The sequence below is a fragment of the Mycoplasma sp. AC1221 genome, assembly GCF_054353815.1.
Map to the genome: position 1 here is coordinate 14270 of NZ_JBTHHH010000009.1, position 20305 is coordinate 34574.

A 20305-nucleotide genomic window follows, 5' to 3' on the forward strand; every position below is an offset into this window, starting at 1 on the left:
TTGCAAACAGCCCACCAAGGGTTGTTTTTTGTATAAAAATATCCACATAAGTGGATATTTTTATCAAATTTTAATGCGCTTTTCAGGTGATAAATACATTTGATCACCATCTTTTATATCATAGGTTTTTAAAAATAATTCGTTATTAGATAAAACTTTATTTGCACGTACTTTGGTTGGAGCATGTACATCTGAATCAAGTAGTCTTTTTGCTCTACCTTCTTTATAAATTGCACGTCAAACAGTAGCTCAGTTTTCAAAGAATGCATGTGCGTCAAAATCAGGATATTTTTGAGCTGCTTTTAAAGCACAATCAAATCCACCTAAATCTGCGATATTTTCAGAAACTGTTAATTTTCCATTTACTTTACCATATTCTGTCTCTGTTCCGTCATAAAGATTAATAACAGCTTGTGTGCGTTTTTTAAATTCATTTAAGTCATTTGCGGTTCATCAGTTGTTTAACATACCGTTTTCGTCAAATTGTGCCCCATTGTTATCAAAACCATGTGAAATTTCATGTGCGATAACAACCCCGATTCCACCGAAATTAGCTGACTTAGACTGATTTATATCATAAAAAGGAGATGCTAATATCGCAGCAGGAAAAACAATTTGATTTCGCATCGGATTATAGTAAGCATTAATTGTAGCGGGTGTCATACCCCAAAGTTTTTTATCTTCTGATTTATGATATAAGGATAATTGATATTCACTGATATGTTTGTTAAATTCCTTAATGTTTTCAAAAATATTAGAACCATCTTGATATGTTTTTACCTTAAATTTAGCATAATATGGACGAATTTTTTCTGGATAACCTACCATTGGTTCAAATTTTTCAAGTTTTAAGATTGCTTTTTGAATTGTTTCTTTTGATAGTCAACTGTTATGTAATAAACTATCTTTGTATACATCAATCATAGATGCAATCATATTTTCCACATCTGCTTTAGCTTTTGATCCAAAATATTTATCAGCATAGAACATTCCGAGTGGCATTCCAAAGAACTTGCTGGTTAAATCATATGCAAAATCATTTAATTCTCTTACTTTTGCCACTGAATTTACTGCATTAGCATACTCGGTTGCTTTAATTCTTATTTCTTCTGATAAATAAGTTGTAGTTGCTAGCATATTTTTAATAAACATTGAATCACGGAATTTTTCAAAGTTTACTTCATTAAAAATTTCATCAAACTTAGCAAAAAGTCTTAGGTTTGGAATTGATGCTTCTGATACTTTTTGTCCAATAATTAAGTCTAATAGTCTCAAAAAGTCATATTTTTTAGAAAATGAACTTAGTTCTTCTCTGGTTTTCAGATTATATAAGGAAACATAATCTGCTTGTTCGACTGATGAAAGAATGTGGTCTTTATAAATATCATCAAAAGCAATCGCATTTTCAATCATTATATTTACTTTTTGCTGAGCAAAACCGTAATCTAAAAGTAAATCATTTACCATATTTTTTCATGCATTAAGTAATTTTTCTTTTTCTTTTGGTTGCTCATAAGTTTCCTTAGATGGCAAGATTACTGAAACTGAATCAAGTCACAAAATTCTTTTATCATTATCTGCAAAATCTTCATAAATTTGTAATTCTAATGGTAAGAAATTGTAATTTAATCACACATCACGATTTGCATTGAAAATATCATTAAAAGAGTTAAATTGATATATTCTATCTAAAAAATTACGAACAGGTTGTCAACCTAATTCATTTCTTTTTTTTGAATTAATAATGAGTTGATAAAATTTTACTAAATCAGACATCATCGGATGATCTTCTGGCAATTCTTGTTTACCTAATGATCATTGGGAAATTAAGTTCTTAAGTAATTTTTCTAAATTTAACTCTAACTCAACAAAAGATCCGATTGATGAACGATCTTCTGGTATTTTAGCAGTTTTTAATCATTCTGCATTAACATATTCATAAAAATCATCTTTTTTATTCATATTTCTCCTATTTTTTTGTTTCTATATTAGTTTTTAAAATTGATAAGAAGGCTTCTTGTGGAACTTCGATGCTACCAAGTTTTTTCATACGTTTTTTACCTTCCTTTTGCTTTTTAAGTAACTTTTGTCTTCGAGTTACATCTCCACCATATAACTTAGCAGTAACATCTTTTCGATAAGCCTTAATAGTTTCGCGAGCGATAATTTTTCCACCGATTGTTGCTTGCACAGGGACTTCAAAGTTTTGTCTAGGAATAGCATCCTTTAGTTTAACACATAATTGTCGAGCTTGTTCATAAGCTCGATCACGATGACATATAATTGAAAAAGCATCAACTTTATCCCCGTTAAGTAAAATATCTACTTTTACTAAATCACTTTCACGATATCCTAATCATTCATATTCAAATGAAGCATAGCCCTTGGTAGTTGATTTAAGACGGTCAAAGAAATCAAAAATAGTTTCAGCCAATGGTAGTTCATAAATTACATTAGAACGCTTAGAATCTATCATTTCAAGCGACTTATATATCCCACGCTTGTTTTGGCATAATTCCATTACATTACCTATATATTCGTTAGGGATAAAAATTTGTGCTTGCACATAAGGTTCTTCGATTTTTTCAATAAATGTTCGATCAGGAAGTAAAGTAGGATTAGCGATCATTTCTATTTCACCTTTGGTGGTGGTAACTTTATATTCTACACTTGGAGAAGTTGCAATGATACCAACTTTATATTCACGATCTAATCGTTCTTGTAGGATTTCCATATGTAAAAGTCCTAAAAAACCAACACGAAATCCAAATCCTAATGCTTTGGATGTTTCTTGTTCTCAACTTATTGATGAATCACTTAAAGAAATTTTTTCTAAGCTCTCTTTAAGTAGTGAATAATCTCGTGTATCAACTGGATAAAATCCGGTAAAAACAACAGGTTTCATTTTCTTATAACCAGGTAAAGCATTTTGAGTTGGTTCTTCTAAATGTGTAATGGTATCACCGACATTAACTTCCTTAGCATCTCTGATGGCTGCAGAAACTCAACCTACTTCACCTGCTTGTAACACCTCTTTTTTAGTTTCATAAGGATTTCTGACCCCTAATTCGATTACATGATAGCGATTGTTCTCATCGTTTCGAGACATAAATTTAAATTTATCACCTACTTTTAAAATCCCTTCAAAAATCCGAACTAACATTACAACACCACGGTATGGATCAAAATAACTATCGAAAATTAAAGCTTTTAATGGTTTATCATCATCAGCATCTTTTGCAGACGGGATATATTTTATAATTGCTTCAAGTAACTTATCTACCCCTAATCCTGTTTTTGCTGATACTAATACAGCATTCTCGGTTGGTATCCCGATAACATCTTCAATTTCTTTTTTAACACCTTCCACATCTGCAGATGACAAATCAATTTTATTAATTACCGGAATTATTTCAAGGTTGTTTTCTAGAGCAAGATATACATTTGCAAGAGTTTGTGCCTCAATGCCTTGTGTTGCATCAACTAGTAACAAAGCACCTTCAGAAGCTGCCAAGGAACGTGAAACTTCATAAGTAAAATCAACATGACCAGGGGTATCAATAAGATGAAAAATATAATCTTTATATTTAATTTGCACTGCATTAAGTTTTATAGTAATTCCACGCTCTTTTTCTAAATCCATTGAATCAAGAAATTGCTCTTTTAATTCTCTTGTTGCAACAGTGTTAGTTATTTCAAGAATGCGATCAGCGAGGGTACTTTTACCATGATCAATATGTGCGATGATTGAAAAATTTTTAATTTTTGATTTGTCTATTTTCATATTATTAAATTATATTAAATTCTTTCTTTATGCGTATTAAATTTTGTATAATGTATCATTTGCGTTGCATTATAAATTTGTTTTGTTACTTTTTTATATTTAAATTATAATGCAAAAAAGTAATTTTTATTTATTTGTTATTAGTATGTATTTATAAGTCTTCTACTAAAAATAAAGTAGATATAATGATATTGAAATAAGTTGTAAGTAAACATAAAATCCATATCTAAGATAACAAAACACAAGAAAATTTCTTGTGTTTTGTTATTATTTTATGAAATTGTTAATATTAATCTTCGTCTTTAGATTGAATATTTCTACGTTTAATAATTTCATCAGCAATGTTTTTTGGTGCTTTTTCATAGTGATCAAATTGCATTTGATATGTACCACGTCCACTAGTCATTGATCTAAGTTCGGTTGAATAACCAAACATTTCAGCAAGCGGAACCATTGCTTTAACAACAACTGCACCATCGCTTCTTTGTTCTTGATCATTCACCAGTCCTCTACGACGTGATAAATCACCGATAACATCTCCCATATGATCTGATGGAACAACAACCGCAACATCCATAATAGGTTCTAATAAAACAGTCCCAATCATATCTTTTGCTTTTGTTAAGGCCTTAGAAGCTGCTATTTTGTATGCTAATTCAGATGAATCGACATCATGGTATGAACCATCAAATAATGTTGCTCTAATGTCAATCATTTGATATCCTGCTAAAATTCCTGCAGCCATTTTTTCTTCAAGTCCTTTTTGAATTGATTTAATGTATTCTTTAGGGATTTTTCCACCAACAATTTTATCAACAAATTCAAAACCACCATCAGGATTTGGTTCAAATTTTAATCAAACATGACCATATTGCCCTTTACCACCTGATTGTTTAATATGTTTTCCTTCGACATCTGCTGTTTTTGTGATTGTTTCACGGTAAGAAACTTGTGGAGCACCAACCTTTGCTTGAACTCCGAATTCACGTTTTAAACGATCTACAATAATATCAAGGTGCAATTCACCCATACCAGCGATAATTGTTTGACCTGTTTCATCATCGGTATATGTTCTAAAGGTTGGATCTTCAGCAGCTAATTTTTGTAATCCGATTGAAAGTTTTTCGGTAGCTACTTTTGATTCAGGTTCGAGAGCTTGAGAAATAACAGGTTCGGGGAACACCATTTTTTCTAAGATGATTTTCGCACCTTTTTCATTAACTAAAGTGTCCCCAGTTGTAGTATATTTTAAACCTACAGCTGCAGCAATATCTCCGGCACGACATTCATCAATTTCGACACGACTGTTGGCATGCATTTGCAATACACGTCCGATTCTTTCTTTTTCTCCCTTAGTAGAGTTATATACATAACTCCCTTTTGTTAAAACTCCACGGTATACACGGAAGAAAGTTAAAGAACCAACAAAAGGATCATTCATAACTTTAAAAGCTAATGCGGCAAATTCACCATCATCGGTTGCTTCAACACTAACTTCATGCTCGTTATCATGTGCTTTGATTGCTGGAATATCAACAGGTGATGGTAGATAATCAACAACAGCATCAATCATCTTTTTTACACCTTTATTTTTAAATGATGTTCCACACACTACCGGGAAGAATTCGGAAGATAAAGTTGCTTTACGAATTGCTTCTTTGAAAGCAGGTATTTCAACTTCATGTCCTTCTAAAACACTCATCATTAATTCATCATCAAAAGCAGCAACTGCTTCTAATAATTCTTGACGTTTAATTTCAACGATGTCTTTAAGATCTTCTGGGATTGCTGTTGCAAATTCTTCTTCTTGTGGTTCGCCATTATATGTATATGCTTCACGGGTTACAAGGTCGATAATTCCTTTGAATTCAGATTCAGCACCAATTGGTCACTGAATAGCAACAGCGTTTCCGCCTAAACGTTGTTTAACAGAAGCAACTGAAGCAGCAAAATCAGCACCAGCTTTATCCATTTTGTTTACATAAACTATTCTAGGAACTTTGTAGTTTGTTGCTTGTCTTCATACTGTTTCAGTTTGTGGTTCAACACCAGATTGTGCATCTAAGACAGCGACTGCACCATCTAAAACACGCAATGAACGTTCAACTTCAACGGTGAAGTCAACGTGTCCAGGGGTATCAATAATATTGATTCTTTTACCTTTTCAAAAAGCTGTTGTAGCAGCAGATGTGATGGTAATTCCTCTTTCTTTTTCTTGATCCATTCAGTCCATTTGAGAACCACCATCATGGGTTTCCCCGATTTTATGGATTTTACCTGTATGGAATAAAATTCTTTCGGTTGTTGTAGTTTTTCCTGCATCAATGTGGGCCATAATACCGATATTACGGTAGTCTTTTAAATCATAATCTCTTGCCATATTATTTTATAACTCTGATTATCATCTAAAGTGTGCAAAAGCTCTGTTAGCTTCTGCCATTTTGTGGGTGTCTTCGCGTTTTTTAATTGCTCCACCAGTTTTATTTGATGCATCAATGATTTCGTTTGCTAAACGAACATCCATAGTTTTTTCGTTTCTTAATCTAGCATATTGAACAAGTCATCTTAATGCTAATGTTTGTTTTCTGCGAGTAGGAACTTCGGTAGGTACTTGGTAGTTAGTTCCACCGATTCTTCTTGTTCTAATTTCAAGTTGTGGTGTAATATTTTCAACAGCAGCTAAAAATACTTCCATTGGTTCTTTGTTAGTTTTACTTTTGATTAATTCAAAAGCTGAATATAAAATATCTTGTGCGATAGATTTCTTTCCGTCAAGCATAATTTGGTTAATTAATTTTGTAACAACTACTGAATTAAAAACTGGATCTGCAAGTACTTCACGGATAGGTGCACTTTTCTTTCTTGACATTTGTCCTCCTTATGTTTAAAATTAATTATTATGCTTATTTCTTTTCTTTTTTAGTTCCGTATAAACTACGACCTTGATTACGTTTTGAAACCCCAGCAGCATCTTGTGTTCCACGAACAATATGGTATCTTACTCCAGGTAAGTCCTTAACACGACCACCACGTATTAATACCACTGAGTGCTCTTGTAAGTTGTGTCCTTCTCCTGGAATGTACGCTGTAACTTCCATTGTATTTGATAACTTAACACGAGCATATTTACGTAATGCTGAATTAGGTTTTTTAGGTGTCATTGTTGCGACACGAGTACATACACCACGCTTAAATGGAGAAGCCATTTTTTTTGATTTTTTAATTAATGAGTTGTAGCTTTGGTTTAAAGCAGGCGCATTTTGCTTTTTAACCTTTGAACTACGACCATTTGTAACTAACTGATTAGTTGTTGGCATTTTATCCTTTCTAAATTAATATTAACAATAATGATATAAAAATTGCTTTTTAATTATACACTAACAACTGCTCCGTGTGTATCATATTTACAGTTTTTTATTACTATATACAAGGGATAAAAATTTACAAAATATAAATTTTATTATTTTTATACTACAAAATTACTCAAATTCAGATTTTATTATATAAAGCATCATGCATAAAAGGTTGATATATCCCAATTTTAAAAGATTTATCAAATTAAGGATTTGATTTGTTGTATTTTTTATAGTTTTCAAACAAAGAAAGCGCAGATTTTCCATTATATAATAATGATAATAATCGATAATACTCTTGTTTCAATTTATCATTTTTATTATAAACCAAAGCAGATGTAAAATCAAAGGTTTCAGATGAAATTATTGTGTTTTCTAGATGGAAAATTCTTATGGATTCTTTTTGAGGTTGTTGATATTTTCAAATGTTTTGATTCTTCAAGAAAGAATCATAAATTTTTTCCTCAGTATTTTTTGAATCGGCATCGTAAGCGAAAATATAAAATAACATCTTATTTTTTATGTTTTTTTCTAAATATCTAGAAATATCTATAAATAAGGTACTTTGTGGTTTATTGACTTCAAATAAAGGTTTTTTAGCATACCTTTGCTGAATATATTTATTAAAACTGATTGGTTTATTTTGTTTAACAAATTTAAAACTAATAAAAATAGAACCACTAGTTAATTTCTCTTTTTGAATTTTTATATAGTAATCATTTTGTTTTAAATCATCATTTATTTGAAAACGCAAAATTTTACGAAAAGGAAAATATGTATTAATCGGGTCCAAATAATTTATTATTTCCTGTGATTTATTTGTCTTCAGATCAAAAATTTCAGGATTTAGTATTCTCGGAGAAAAATTGTTTTCAAAATTTCATTTTGTATCCAAATAATTGTCATCATAAAAAGATTTTTGTAATGCAGAATCTACATTATTTTGATTTTTTGTATCATATGAAAGAAGAAACGGATTGTTATAATCAAAGATAGTTGAATAAATATTTGAGAGTTCTTTGATGTAAATATCAGGAATTTTATTCTTATTTGGATTATCGCTGTGTTCAACGGAAATTATATGATTTAATTCATTTTGTATATTATAACTATAACTTCGATTATAAAATGCTTGGATGTTTTTATCACCGATATAGCGATCTGTATCGGAAAGTTTTATTAACGATGTATCATTTTGTATTTCTATAATTTGATTAAGAAAACTTAGATATTGATTATAGTATTCTTTATTGTTGTCATAGTTTGATAATGAATTTAAAAAAGAATTTATATGTTTTTTAAATTCATTATTTAAATTCTTATGTTCACTAATTTTTCTAACTAAGTTTTGTCCATCTTGGTTTAAGTAATGTATTGACTTATTTATAAGTTCTTTTGATAAATCAAATTTTAATTCATTTTTTATTCCACAAGATGTTAATGTAATAGAAGAAACTGAAAACAACAAAAAAAGAGAAAGATATTTATTTTTTTTCATAATTAATAAAATTAACCTTTAATTATGTTCATAATAAGACAAAATTTCTAAATTCTCTTTTATGTGTTCAAAGTATCCGTCAATTAAAATCATAAGATTTTTATTTAATTCTTGTTCGTATATATTATTCTTCTTATTTTGCTGATAATTAGCATCGTTTTTCTGTTTTTTATCATAAAAAGCATTAGTATATTCTAACATATAGTGTTTTAGTTCGATAAGGTAAATATATAAAGTATATTCAGGATTAAAAAGAAATTTATAATTACCAAAATATATTCTATCGATGTTTGAATAGTCTGTTCTTAATCATTTCATTCAACGTTTTTTATATATTATTTCATTTTTATCATTTTTTAAAACAGAATTAAGATAACCTGTAAGTTCATAAACCTTGTTTATATCATCGAATTTTCTATTATCTCATGTTATTGTTTTTTTCTTATCATTTTCAAAAATATATGTTTTTAAAATAACTCATGGATTGTAATTATCATATTCTTTTTTTATTGTATTTGAATATTGTTTTTCGATATAATCTGAAAAAAAACTTTTATATGAAGAGACAAATGTATGATTGAGATTTTGAAAATTAGGCAAGCTATCTCTTTTTGCTTCTGGGTCTTTTCATGGATACTCATCTATTTGTTTTTTGAGGAGATTGAAATCTAGTTTTTCTATTTTATTTTCATTGTATATCTTAAACATTTTGAAAAATTTTGGTATTCCAAACCCAGTTTTGTTTTTTTGTCTATTTATTCTTCAAATTTCACTTGGGAAAATTTTAGATCTATAATTAAGTGCAACATCTAAGTTACCTAATTTTGCTGTATTTGTTGATGCATAATTTGATGAACTTATCAGAAGTAATTTTGTTTCATTCAATGATAATTCTCTTTGTAATTTATGCTGTAATAATGAAATTAAACCAGTAATCATTGGTGCTGATTTACTTGTCCCATTAAAATTCATTGCATAATTAATTTTCTCTTTTAAATATTCAGGTAATCTTTTGTTTATAGAGTTAATTTCCTCGCTTGAATAATGATTTTTATTATCTTTATTAATCTTTGTTTCATCTTCGGCTAAACTTGATCCATATGCAGAAATTAAAGGCAAATATGGAGATTTAGAATTACCAAACGATGTAAAATCGGATGGTTTATTATCATATGATACAGATCCTACATTAATTATATTTTCTTTGTTCTTTATGCTCTCTCATTTTAAGAGTCCACTAAAAATATTGCGAGAACTTATTAACTGGTTTCCGAACTCTCAATTATTAAAATCATCATAGGTATTGCTATGATAAATATAGTTATTCTTTTCGACTTTATTTTTCAAAAAGTCATATAATAAATAAATACCTTTTATGTCTTTTGAATTAGGATATAACTTAAAACTACTATAATGTTTTTTATAAATATTTTTTGCTACAATTTTAAATTTTTTAAAGACATTATTTCAATTAATGTCTATTAAATGATTATCTTTATCATTGATAAAGAAATTGTTTTTATCGAAATATGAATCCAGATTTTCTCATGCATCAACTGTTTCATCACTTGAATTTCCTGCAGAGAAGATAACTTTTCAGTCAAATATTAGTGCTTGTTCATTAATAGCATTTAATAAATTATCTCAGTTCTTTGTAATAGAGTGGTTAAATTTCTCATTTGTATCAAAATAAAAATTAATTATCGCACTTGATAAAGCATAAAAATTTTGTTCATCTTCTTCTGTTGTATAATTATCTTCAAAACTTTGAACATCATTTATGAATAATTTTTTTATATTATCTGAAAAATTCAAAAAGTAACCATCTAATGGTGTATCTAATTGACCAATGCTTATATTAAAAATTTTAACACCATACCTATCATACATTCTTTTTAGAATGTTATCATATGCCTTTTGTTTCCAAACTTCATCTCCTTTTGTTCCCACATCAAAATATTTCCTATCTGGTATATCAAAATTATTTGAAAAATAAATATCTGCATTTTTATTGATTCCAAAATCAGTACCAATAGTAGAAACAACATTTCATGCATGATTTGAATATTGATAATTATCAATATCAAATTTTTTAATTTTGAAATCAGGATTTTTTGAGAAAAGTAAATTTTGATCGACATTTCCTAACTCGATAATCCCTACTTTATCAAATTCATTTGTAAAATAGCTATTACCTCTTTCATAGCGTAAACCGAGTTTATTGTAATATGGTACATACATATTAATCAATTTATTATAGTCATTTACATTTAAATTAATATAAGAATTATTATTAATGTAAATTGATTCGTTATATTTTTGAGCTGATGTATTAGCAGAAACAGTTATTGTTGTTGTGCTTACAAAACCGAAAAACCAAAGAAATTTCTTTATATTTTTTTTCATATTAATCCTCTTCTGAATATCCTTTAATTTCTATATTTTTATTACTTGTCCATGGTTTATTATTTGGGTTATTATTTGTTTCTTTTTTTCATAAAGTTTTTGAATCGGCATATCATTTATAATAAATATTAAAATTATCCTTTTTATCATATAATCTCATATCAAAACTATCTGATGTAGCAAGTAAATTCTCTATATTGTTATTTATTGTGTAATTTCTTCAAAAATTATTTTCTATAAAGAATTTATATTCATTTTTCTTCATATTCTGTGTGTATAAATCATAAGAGTTAACAAAAAATATATTTTTTTTATTAGTTTTGTTTTCTATTTCATCTGTAATATCTATAACAAAAGATGATGATTTTGAGTTGTAACTAATATTTTCAGATTTTTTAGTGTGATTTTGCAAGAAAAAATCAACAAAATCATTTAAAAATCATTTTTTATCTATTTTATCTACATTTATGACTATTATGTTAGTGTCATTGTTAATAGGATAAGATTTGAAAGAAAGAAACAATTCACTATTTTCTAAATTATCATTAATATCAAATGATAAAATATGTCTTTCTTTTTTAGTATGATTTGTTTTATATTTAATGATGTTTTTTACTTCATTATAGTTAACTTTATATACATTAACATTTTTTATTTTATTTATTATGTTTCTTGAAAAAGCATAATTATTATTTATGTTTGTTAAATCTGTACTGTCAGTTAAAAAAAGATTAGTGCCAGTATCATTTTTAGCAGGATAAACCAAATTATTTTTCTTAATAAAAACATCTAGAGCCGGAAAATTACTTTTGTCATATTTTAGATATCGCTGATAGTAGATTCAGTCAATATCGGGCGTATCTTCAAAGTCATATTTATCTAAACCATATGTCCTTGAAATCTCTAACAAAGGTGGATATTCATTATTATATAAATCATCATTGTGAATATAGTTTGTTATTGGTTTTTCTAAATAGTCAATACTATAAAGTTGATAAGAATTTAATGAATTGCTTAAAAAGTTTTTAGTTATTAAGTTTCTTATGCTATCTTGATATTCTTTATTTGATTCATCATTTAAAAAGTGATATGAATTATTAACAAAATTATAGATTTCTTTGTTAATTTCAAGTTTTGGGATACCTTTTATATTAATTTTGATATTTTTACTTTGTAAATAATTCATATTGTTTATATCTATCATCTGATTATTTTCATTATCATATTTCATTAACAAATATACAAAAGAAAGATAATTAAAATAAAGATGGTCACGTTTATAAAGCTTCAATTGATAATATTTATTTTGTTTTTGATTAAAACTATTTTTATGATATTCATTCATTTTATTGATATAATCCATAAGTAAAAATGAATATTTATTGTTATAAATTTCATTGGAAAATAATAAATCGATAAGGTTGTAAAATTTGCTATCATTATCTAATTCCATAGCTTTCTTTGTAGAATTTATTAAAAGTTTCCTTAAAATATCTTTCTTTATATTGTATGAAATATTTGATTTTTCATTATGTATGTTTTGACTTAGTTTTGCTTCATTATTTTGATTATGCGAGCAAGAAATTAAAGTTAACAAAGTTGGTAAAAAAAGTAAAATAAACAAATTTTTTATTTTTTTAATGCTATATTTTATCATAATTAAATTATATAAATTTTATTCAAAACGACTAGTTATTTACTAAAATAGAAAATAAATAATAAAAATATATGTAACTATTTACATAAAACAAATTATTTCTTATAAATAGTATCCTGCTTCGGAAATTATGTGTTTGAGTTGATTAAGCAACAATATATTTTCTGTTTGTGATACTAATTTGACATATTTTTCAGGTTGATAATATAAGTATCAATATAAAAGTAATTGTTCTTGGTTTTTTGTATCATTAAGATTATGATTCGAGCAAATAAAACCACCTTCAAGGATGCTAAAATCAACAAGGTTCTTCCTTTGATGACATATTCTACATTTATTAAAACTAGGTTTTACACCAAAATATACACTACTTTGTGCATAAAAAACACATAAATATTTTTTTAAATTGTCTTTTTTAAATTTATCCATATTTAAAGTGTAAAAATTAAAAATATGATTTGGTATTTTCAAGTTTTTAAAGAGTTTGATAAGTTTTAGCAGAAAGATGTTTGTATCAGAACTGGTAATACTAAAAATATGCAATAAATTTACTCTTTTTAATCTACCTATTCTGCCTTTTAATCTTGTGGAAAAATATTCAATTTCAACCAATGAACCAATTTGTAAGTTGCTACGATTTTTAGATAACTGTTTATTTAACCCTTGTGCAAAAAGAATTAAAACACCTTTATCGTTAAAAAAAGTCACATAAAATTCATTTTCTGATTTTTCAATAATTTCTAATACAATTGCCTTTGCGACTAAAAGTGCCATTCTGCTCCTTAATTTCTTAAAAAATATTAATAATATTATAAAATATAATCAATAATATTTAAGATATATTTGCATATTATATCGAAAGTAGGCATAATGGAATTGTTAAAAATCAAAGAGATGTTTTTAAAGATTGCTGAATCAATACCTGGAATTAAGGAAATAAATCCACTTTCTGATGATGATATAGTTACAGATACAACAGAACTAATAGATCGTGTTAATATTATTCAAACACCGAAAGGATATAGTTTTTTTATCGCAGTTTCTTTAATAGCAGATGTTTTTGCAAAAGTCATCATCGCAGAATTTCATCAAAGGTTAGCGTTTGAAATGAAAAAAAATAAATTAAAATTTAACAAGTTAACAATATTCATTGAAGGGATTAAATAATGTCAAAAATTTTGCTGGATAGTAAAACCTTTTTACAAGGGATGCTCTCGGGTTCAAATGCATTAGTTAATGCTAAGAATCGCATTGATGCTTTAAATGTTTTTCCAGTCCCAGATGGAGATACAGGAACTAATATGTCATCGACAATTTCTGCAGCAATAGCTAAATTAGATGAATCTTATTTTAATTTACCTATTTCTGAAGTTACTAAGCAACTTGCCTTAAATATGATGTATGAAGCTCGTGGTAATTCTGGAGTGATTTTATCACAGGTTTTTAAAGGATTTTCGCTTGCTTGTGCTGGTTTAGCATCCTTAGATTTAAAACAGTTATTAATCGCCTTTCAAGAAGCAACAAACCGTGCTTATAAATCGGTTTTTAATCCCGCTGAAGGGACAATGCTCACTGTTATCAGAGAAACATCAGAAAATTTAAACCAAGAATTTTTGAAAGCAACGGAAGTGAGCTTGCTTGATTTTTGAACTAAGGTTTTAGATTTTTCGCGAAAGAGTTGTGATGAAACACCAAATAAATTAAAAACTTTGCGCGAAGTAGGAGTTACTGATAGTGGTGGAGAAGGTTTATATATCATTTTTAAAGGTTTTTTTGAATATTTAAAAGGAAACCCGGTTGAAAAAAGTGAAAACGGAGATGATATATCGGTTTTGGTTTCAGATAGTGAAATATATTCAGGTGAATTTGGTTACTGCACTGAGGTTTTAGTTGATTTAAATAATCCACATACTTTTGATAAAAATATTTTTTCAAAACAAATGGGAGAAATAGCAAACTCACTAGTAATAGTTAACGATGATAAATTGTTAAAGGTGCATGGTCATACAGTTAAACCTGGAGAATTTTTAACTCTAGCACAAAAATATGGTGAATTTATTAAAATAAAATCTGAAAATATGACTTTGCAAGCAAACAATTCCAAATCAATTTATGCAAAAACATCTGATGAAATGGCTGAATGTGGACTTGTATCATGTAATTTAGGTAGCGGAATAATCAAAAGAATGCAGGAATTAGGAACTGATTTTGTAGTTGAATCTGGACAAATCCAAAATCCATCTGCTCAAGATTTAATTAATGCTGTTGCTAAGGTAAATGCAAAAAATGTTTTTATTTTACCTAACAATTCTAATGTTATTTTAGTAGCACAACAAGCAGCGCAAGTTGTCACAGATAAAAATATTATTGTCATTCCGACAAAGTCCCAAATTCAAGGTTTAACAGCAGTTTTAAATTTTAATTCAGAATTTAGTGCAAAGGAAAATGAAGAATTAATGTTAGATAGTTTATCTGATGTGCAAACTGGTGAAATAACTAAATCAGTTCGTAAAACAAAGATAAATAATCTTGTGATAAAAAAAGGTGATTATTTAGGTATTCATGATGGCAAAATTGTTGCTTCAGAACGCGATTTAACAATAACTTTTAAAAAGTTAATTTCTAAGATGGTAAAAAAACAATCTCAAATGATAACATTATATTACGGAGATGATGTTGATACAGCAACACTTTTAGAATTAAGCAATTACCTTGAAGCAAATTATGATTTACAAATAGAAGTAGTTGAAGGTAATCAACCTAATTATCAATTCTTAATAGGAGTTGAATAATGAAAATAGTTTTAGATGCAAATGGATTAGATTTAGGTGTTAATGTTGCTTATAATGCAGCAGCAAAATTTGTTAATGATTATCAAGATGTACAAATTATTTTAGTTGGTAACTTTGATAAATCTATAAACAAACACCCGAATATCCAAATAATTTATAATCCAAATAAACCAAGCGATCCAAGAAATATTCGGGCAAGTTTAAAAGAAAATAATTCGATGAATGCAGCAATTAATATTATTAATGAAAATAAAGCTGATGGAGTGATTTCAGGGGGTGATTCAGGAAGTTATATTGCAGCACTGACTTTTAAACTAAAACGTATTGATAATGTTTCTCGGCCTGCTTTTATGCCGATTATTACTTGTTTGAATGATGAAAAACTTTTATTATTAGATGTAGGAGCTAACCTTGAAGTAAAATCCGAATATTTATATGAGTGAGCAAAATTAGCATCAGCATTTCATACAACAATGTTTAATAAGCAAAATCCAACTGTTTCACTGCTAAATGTCGGGGTTGAAGAATACAAAGGCTTGCAAGTTGTTAGAGAAGCACAAAGTTTAATAGAATCGGATCAAAAACTTAACTATATCGGTTTTTCTGAAACACGAAACTTGCTTGCAGGAAACATAAATGTAGGATTAATTGATGGATACGGTGGAAATTTAGTCATTAAAAGTTATGAAGGTGCTGTTATAAGTTTCAAACAAGCAATTAAGCAGCGAGTTAAACAAAGTTTTTTTGCTAAATTAGGGGCATTATTATTAAAACCTAGTTTTAAAAAAATAGCACAAAAACTTGACTTTCGAAATGTTGCTAATGCATGAGTTTTAGGTATCAATGCCCTTGCATTAAAAATCCATGGTGCAGCAGATGAATTATCTATTTATATAGCACTAAAACAAATGCATAATGCAATTTCTAAGGATTTATTGAATAAACTAAAGGTAGCATTAAATGTTTAAACAACAACATCTCATTGATTTTTTGATTAATATCGGAATACAACCAAACCATATAGAATTTTATCAACTAGCAACTACTCATAAATCATATAACACACATGATAAAACTAAGTTAGAAAATTATGAAAGGCTTGAATATCTAGGGGATTCGCTGTTGTCGTTTATGATAGCAATTTATGCATATAAAAAGTTTCCCAATAAATCTCAAGGTGAACTTTCGCGCTGGAGAGCATCAGCGGTGCAAACCGAAACCTTAGGAGCAGTTTCTAAAAACATTGGACTTTTAAAATTTTTAAAAACTGGAAATGGACAAATGCATACAGATGTTTTAGATTCACCAAAAGTACAAGCTGATATTTTTGAGGCTTTTCTAGGAGCAATTTATTTAGATCAAGGGATGTCAAAGGCTTGATGATTTGTGCAAAAACACCTACTAGCAAGCAATATAAGTGTAGATGGACATCATGTATTTCAAAGTAATAAGGATCCTAAAACACAACTTCAAGAATATTTTCAAAGTATTAGTAAAAATAATATTCATTATATTTTTGAAGAAAAAGATAAGCTTTTTATAGCTAAAGCCGTTCATGATGATATGATTTATGGAATAGGAAGTGGCGCTTCTAAAAAAGAAGCTACGACAAATGCAGCAAGAGCAGCCTTAAATAAAATGAAAATGAAGGGAAATGATGAAATTAATTAAAATAGAAGCATTAGGATTTAAATCTTTTGCAGATCCAATTGTATTACACTTTGATGGTGGAGTTGCAGGTATTGTAGGACCCAATGGTTCTGGTAAAAGTAATATTAACGATGCAATCCGCTGAGTTTTAGGGGAACAAAGTTCAAAAGAATTACGTGGTGATTCAATGGAAGATGTTATTTTTTCTGGTTCAAAAACTGCGCAACCGATGCAAAAAGCACAAGTAACATTGACTTTTGACAACAAGGATCGTCTTAGTTCGGTTGATTCAGATGTTATTTCAATTACTCGTGTTTTAGAGCGTGGTAAAGGGATAAATGAATACTATATCAATAACCAAAAATGCCGTCACAAAGATATTAAAGCAATTGCTATGGAAACAGGAATAGGAAAAAGTTCGTTAGCGATTATTTCGCAAGGAACCGTTTCGGATATAGCACACTCATCTGATGAAGATCGCAGATTAATTTTTGAAGAAGCAGCCGGGGTTTCTAAATATAAATTCCGTAAAGCAGAAGCAGAAAAAAAACTCGAACGAGCCCAAGAAACCTTAGGAAAGGTTGAAGTATCAATCAAAGAATTAGAAAAACAACTTGCTCCATTACGCATTCATGCTGAAAAAGCACTAAAATACAAAAAGATGGCCGAAGAGTTGAAAAGTGTTGAAATAGGCTATTTAGCACACGAAATAAAAAAACATAGTGAATTAGTTAAAACATTAACTGAAGATCTTTCAGGTGTTGATGAAACTGATAAACAATATAACAGTCAACTTGAAGAATTAGATATCAAAATTAAAAATAAACGCGATGAAGTTATTGAAATAAACCGAAAGTTATCAAGTGATTCAGGTAAAAAACAAGGTTTGTCAGAACGCATTAATAATATCGAAAAAGCCATTTCTGCAGACCGGGCTCGTCGCGAAATGATTGCCAGTGGACAAGGAAATTTCGATGAAAAAGAGCGTATTTCAGCGATTTTAAGTGAATTACGTACTTTGCAAGAAAAATATCGTTATTTAAGTGAATCGTTATCTGAAATGGAAACTAAACGAAATCATGCAACTGAAAATATTACTACATTAGAAAGTAAAATTAACAATGGTAATATAAAAGTCAAGGATTTAGAGAACAAATATACTAAATTAATTTCAAAACTTGAAATTCTTGAAGAAAAGAAAAATAATTTTACTAACTTATACAAAGGAACAAAAACAGTTTTAGAAAATAAAACATTACTTAAGGGATTTATAGGACTAGTAGCAGATTTAATTAAGATTCCTAATGAATTTCTGCCTGCACTAGAAGCAATTTTGAAAAATGCTGCACAGCATATAGTAGTTGATCATTCTGATACAGCTGTTAAAGCAATTAATTTCCTTAAAAAAAATAACGGGGGTCGTGCAACATTTATTCCTCTTGCTTCAATTAAAGGTAAGTTTATCCGTGATGATTATTTATTAGTAGTTCGAAATCACCCTGGTTTTGTGGGTGTGGCTAAGGATTTGGTAGAAATTGATAATAAATATCAAGTGCTAAATGAATTTTTATTAGGTAATGTATTAGTTGTTTCTGATATTAAATCAGCCAATGAAATATCAACAATTATTGAAAAAAAATATATGGTAGTTACCACAGATGGTGACATCGTGCGTGTTGGTGGAGTTATGGTTGGTGGAACTGTTGAAGCTAGCGAAGATATTTTAGGTCTTGATCAAAAAATTAAAGAACTTAAAGACTTGATTCCAGGAATTAAAAATGTTATCGCACAAACAACAAAAACTATTTTAGAAGATAACGAAAGTTTACAACAACAAAAAACTTATCAGGCTTCTTATAACTCACAATATCTTAATTTATCATACCAAGTTAAAGATACTTTCGGTAAAATTGAAAATTATAAATTACAAACACAAATTTCATCTGCTAATAACGAGCAAATCAGCGAATTAGATGTTTCTGAACAAACTATTGCGCAACTACAACAGCAATTGCAACTACTTGAATTTGATATTAGTTCAAATACACAAATCAAAGAAGCACTTGATGCAAAAATACTAGGTTGAGAAGAAGAATACAAAAGAATTTCAAAATTACAAAAAACCCTTAACGAATCATTTCGTGAAAAAACTGCTGCATTTGAAAAATCTAAAAACTTACTCGAAAAACATAAAGAACGTCTTAGTTCACATTATGCATTAACTTTAGAATATGCAATTGAACATTATCCATTAAATATGTCACCAGTTGCTGCCGAAGAATTAGTAAAGGAACTGCGTTATGAAATTCAAGAACTTGGAAATGTTAATTTAGAAGCCATTGAACAACTACAAGAAGTTGAATCACGTTATGAATTTAATACCAAAAACCGTGATGAAGTAACCGAAGCAATACGTTTATGTGATGAAGCGATTTCAGAAATGAATAAAAAAATTGTTGCTCGTTTAACTAACATAGTAGATGATGTTAACATTGAGATGCATAAAGTATTTTCATCAATGTTTGGTGGAGGGAGTGCGAAAGTTAAATTTATTGATCCAAAAAACATTCTTGAAAGCGGAATTAGTATTTTTGCTCAGCCACCAGGCAAATCTGTTAAAAATCTTAAATTATTTTCAGGTGGAGAAAAATCATTAATTGCAATTTCATTATTATTTGCAATTTTAAAAGCTCGTCCATTACCACTTTGTATCTTGGATGAAGTAGAAGCAGCTTTAGATGAAGCAAATGTGGTTAGATATGCTGAATACTTACAAGAACTTAAAAAACAAACCCAGTTTTTAGTTATCACACACCGCCCAGGAACAATGTCAAGAGTAGATGCTTTATTTGGTGCAACAATGCAAAAACGCGGAGTTACTAGCTTTTTCAGTGTTAAATTAGAAGATGCTAAGAAACTAGCAACCCAAGAAGAAAATACACCAAGTGTATAGTATGTAAAAATCTTTCTTTTTCTTAGATTTTATTTAAGAAAAAGAAGGAAAAATTATAACAAAAACAACATATTTTATTGCAAAATTTTTAATTATTTCATATTTTCTTATCAAAATATGAAATAAAAGCAATTTACCACAAAAAAGGATAAACAAAATTATTTTTATCCGTTTTTTTTTTTTTTTTTTTGGAAAATTTAATAAACTTATAA

Annotated in this window: 14 protein-coding genes; 5 read left to right on the plus strand and 9 right to left on the minus strand. The window is 28.4% G+C overall.

All coding sequences use genetic code 4. From position 1 onward, the window contains the following. Positions 1-60: 60 nt before the first annotated feature. The 9 genes from ACXYRK_RS02130 to recO all read right to left on the minus strand — a co-directional run bounded on the left by ACXYRK_RS02130 (position 61) and on the right by recO (position 13472). Positions 61-1962 carry a M13 family metallopeptidase gene (locus ACXYRK_RS02130; RefSeq protein ID WP_458617857.1) on the minus strand — a complete coding sequence of 634 codons (1902 nt, stop codon included), beginning with the start codon at positions 1960-1962 and terminating at the stop codon, positions 61-63. Between the two features lie 7 nt (positions 1963-1969). Next, the gene (gene lepA, locus ACXYRK_RS02135; protein ID WP_458614584.1) at positions 1970-3784 is read right to left on the minus strand and encodes a translation elongation factor 4; all 1815 of its coding nucleotides are present in this window, start codon (positions 3782-3784) and stop codon (positions 1970-1972) included. A 289-nt stretch (positions 3785-4073) separates the two neighbouring features. Continuing rightward, positions 4074-6164, minus strand: coding sequence for an elongation factor G (gene fusA, locus ACXYRK_RS02140; protein WP_458617860.1), 2091 nt, complete (start codon positions 6162-6164; stop codon positions 4074-4076). An 18-nt stretch (positions 6165-6182) separates the two neighbouring features. Continuing rightward, entirely contained in the window at positions 6183-6653 is a 471-nt protein-coding gene (rpsG, locus tag ACXYRK_RS02145; RefSeq protein ID WP_435129070.1) for a 30S ribosomal protein S7, read from the minus strand. 34 nt (positions 6654-6687) lie between these two features. Continuing rightward, positions 6688-7101 (minus strand): 30S ribosomal protein S12, encoded by a 414-nt coding sequence (rpsL, locus tag ACXYRK_RS02150; RefSeq protein WP_435129073.1) that lies wholly within the window; start codon positions 7099-7101, stop codon positions 6688-6690. A 241-nt stretch (positions 7102-7342) separates the two neighbouring features. After that, the gene (locus ACXYRK_RS02155) at positions 7343-8635 is read right to left on the minus strand and encodes a hypothetical protein (RefSeq protein ID WP_458617862.1); all 1293 of its coding nucleotides are present in this window, start codon (positions 8633-8635) and stop codon (positions 7343-7345) included. An 18-nt stretch (positions 8636-8653) separates the two neighbouring features. Then, positions 8654-11041 carry a S8 family serine peptidase gene (locus ACXYRK_RS02160; protein ID WP_458614582.1) on the minus strand — a complete coding sequence of 796 codons (2388 nt, stop codon included), beginning with the start codon at positions 11039-11041 and terminating at the stop codon, positions 8654-8656. A 1-nt stretch (position 11042) separates the two neighbouring features. Continuing rightward, positions 11043-12698 carry a hypothetical protein gene (locus ACXYRK_RS02165; protein ID WP_458614581.1) on the minus strand — a complete coding sequence of 552 codons (1656 nt, stop codon included), beginning with the start codon at positions 12696-12698 and terminating at the stop codon, positions 11043-11045. 102 nt (positions 12699-12800) lie between these two features. Next, positions 12801-13472, minus strand: coding sequence for a DNA repair protein RecO (gene recO / locus ACXYRK_RS02170; RefSeq protein ID WP_458617863.1), 672 nt, complete (start codon positions 13470-13472; stop codon positions 12801-12803). Between the two features lie 96 nt (positions 13473-13568). On the opposite strand from recO, the gene ACXYRK_RS02175 reads away from it, so the two are divergent. Genes ACXYRK_RS02175 through ACXYRK_RS02195 form a run of 5 tightly spaced genes read left to right on the plus strand, consistent with a single transcriptional unit; the run spans position 13569 to position 20093 of the window. Next, positions 13569-13865 carry a hypothetical protein gene (locus ACXYRK_RS02175; protein ID WP_458597549.1) on the plus strand — a complete coding sequence of 99 codons (297 nt, stop codon included), beginning with the start codon at positions 13569-13571 and terminating at the stop codon, positions 13863-13865. After that, a complete protein-coding gene (locus ACXYRK_RS02180; protein ID WP_458617865.1) occupies positions 13865-15490 on the plus strand; it encodes a DAK2 domain-containing protein in 1626 nt (541 codons plus the stop codon). The genes ACXYRK_RS02175 and ACXYRK_RS02180 overlap by 1 nt, the downstream gene beginning before the upstream one ends. Beyond that, positions 15490-16458 (plus strand): phosphate acyltransferase PlsX, encoded by a 969-nt coding sequence (plsX, locus tag ACXYRK_RS02185; RefSeq protein WP_458617868.1) that lies wholly within the window; start codon positions 15490-15492, stop codon positions 16456-16458. The genes ACXYRK_RS02180 and plsX overlap by 1 nt, the downstream gene beginning before the upstream one ends. Further along, complete coding sequence (rnc, locus tag ACXYRK_RS02190) at positions 16451-17161, plus strand: ribonuclease III (RefSeq protein WP_458617869.1); 711 nt, start codon at positions 16451-16453, stop codon at positions 17159-17161. Before plsX ends, rnc begins: the two co-directional genes overlap by 8 nt. Further along, positions 17148-20093 (plus strand): AAA family ATPase, encoded by a 2946-nt coding sequence (locus tag ACXYRK_RS02195; RefSeq protein WP_458617870.1) that lies wholly within the window; start codon positions 17148-17150, stop codon positions 20091-20093. Before rnc ends, ACXYRK_RS02195 begins: the two co-directional genes overlap by 14 nt. Positions 20094-20305 lie beyond the last annotated feature (212 nt).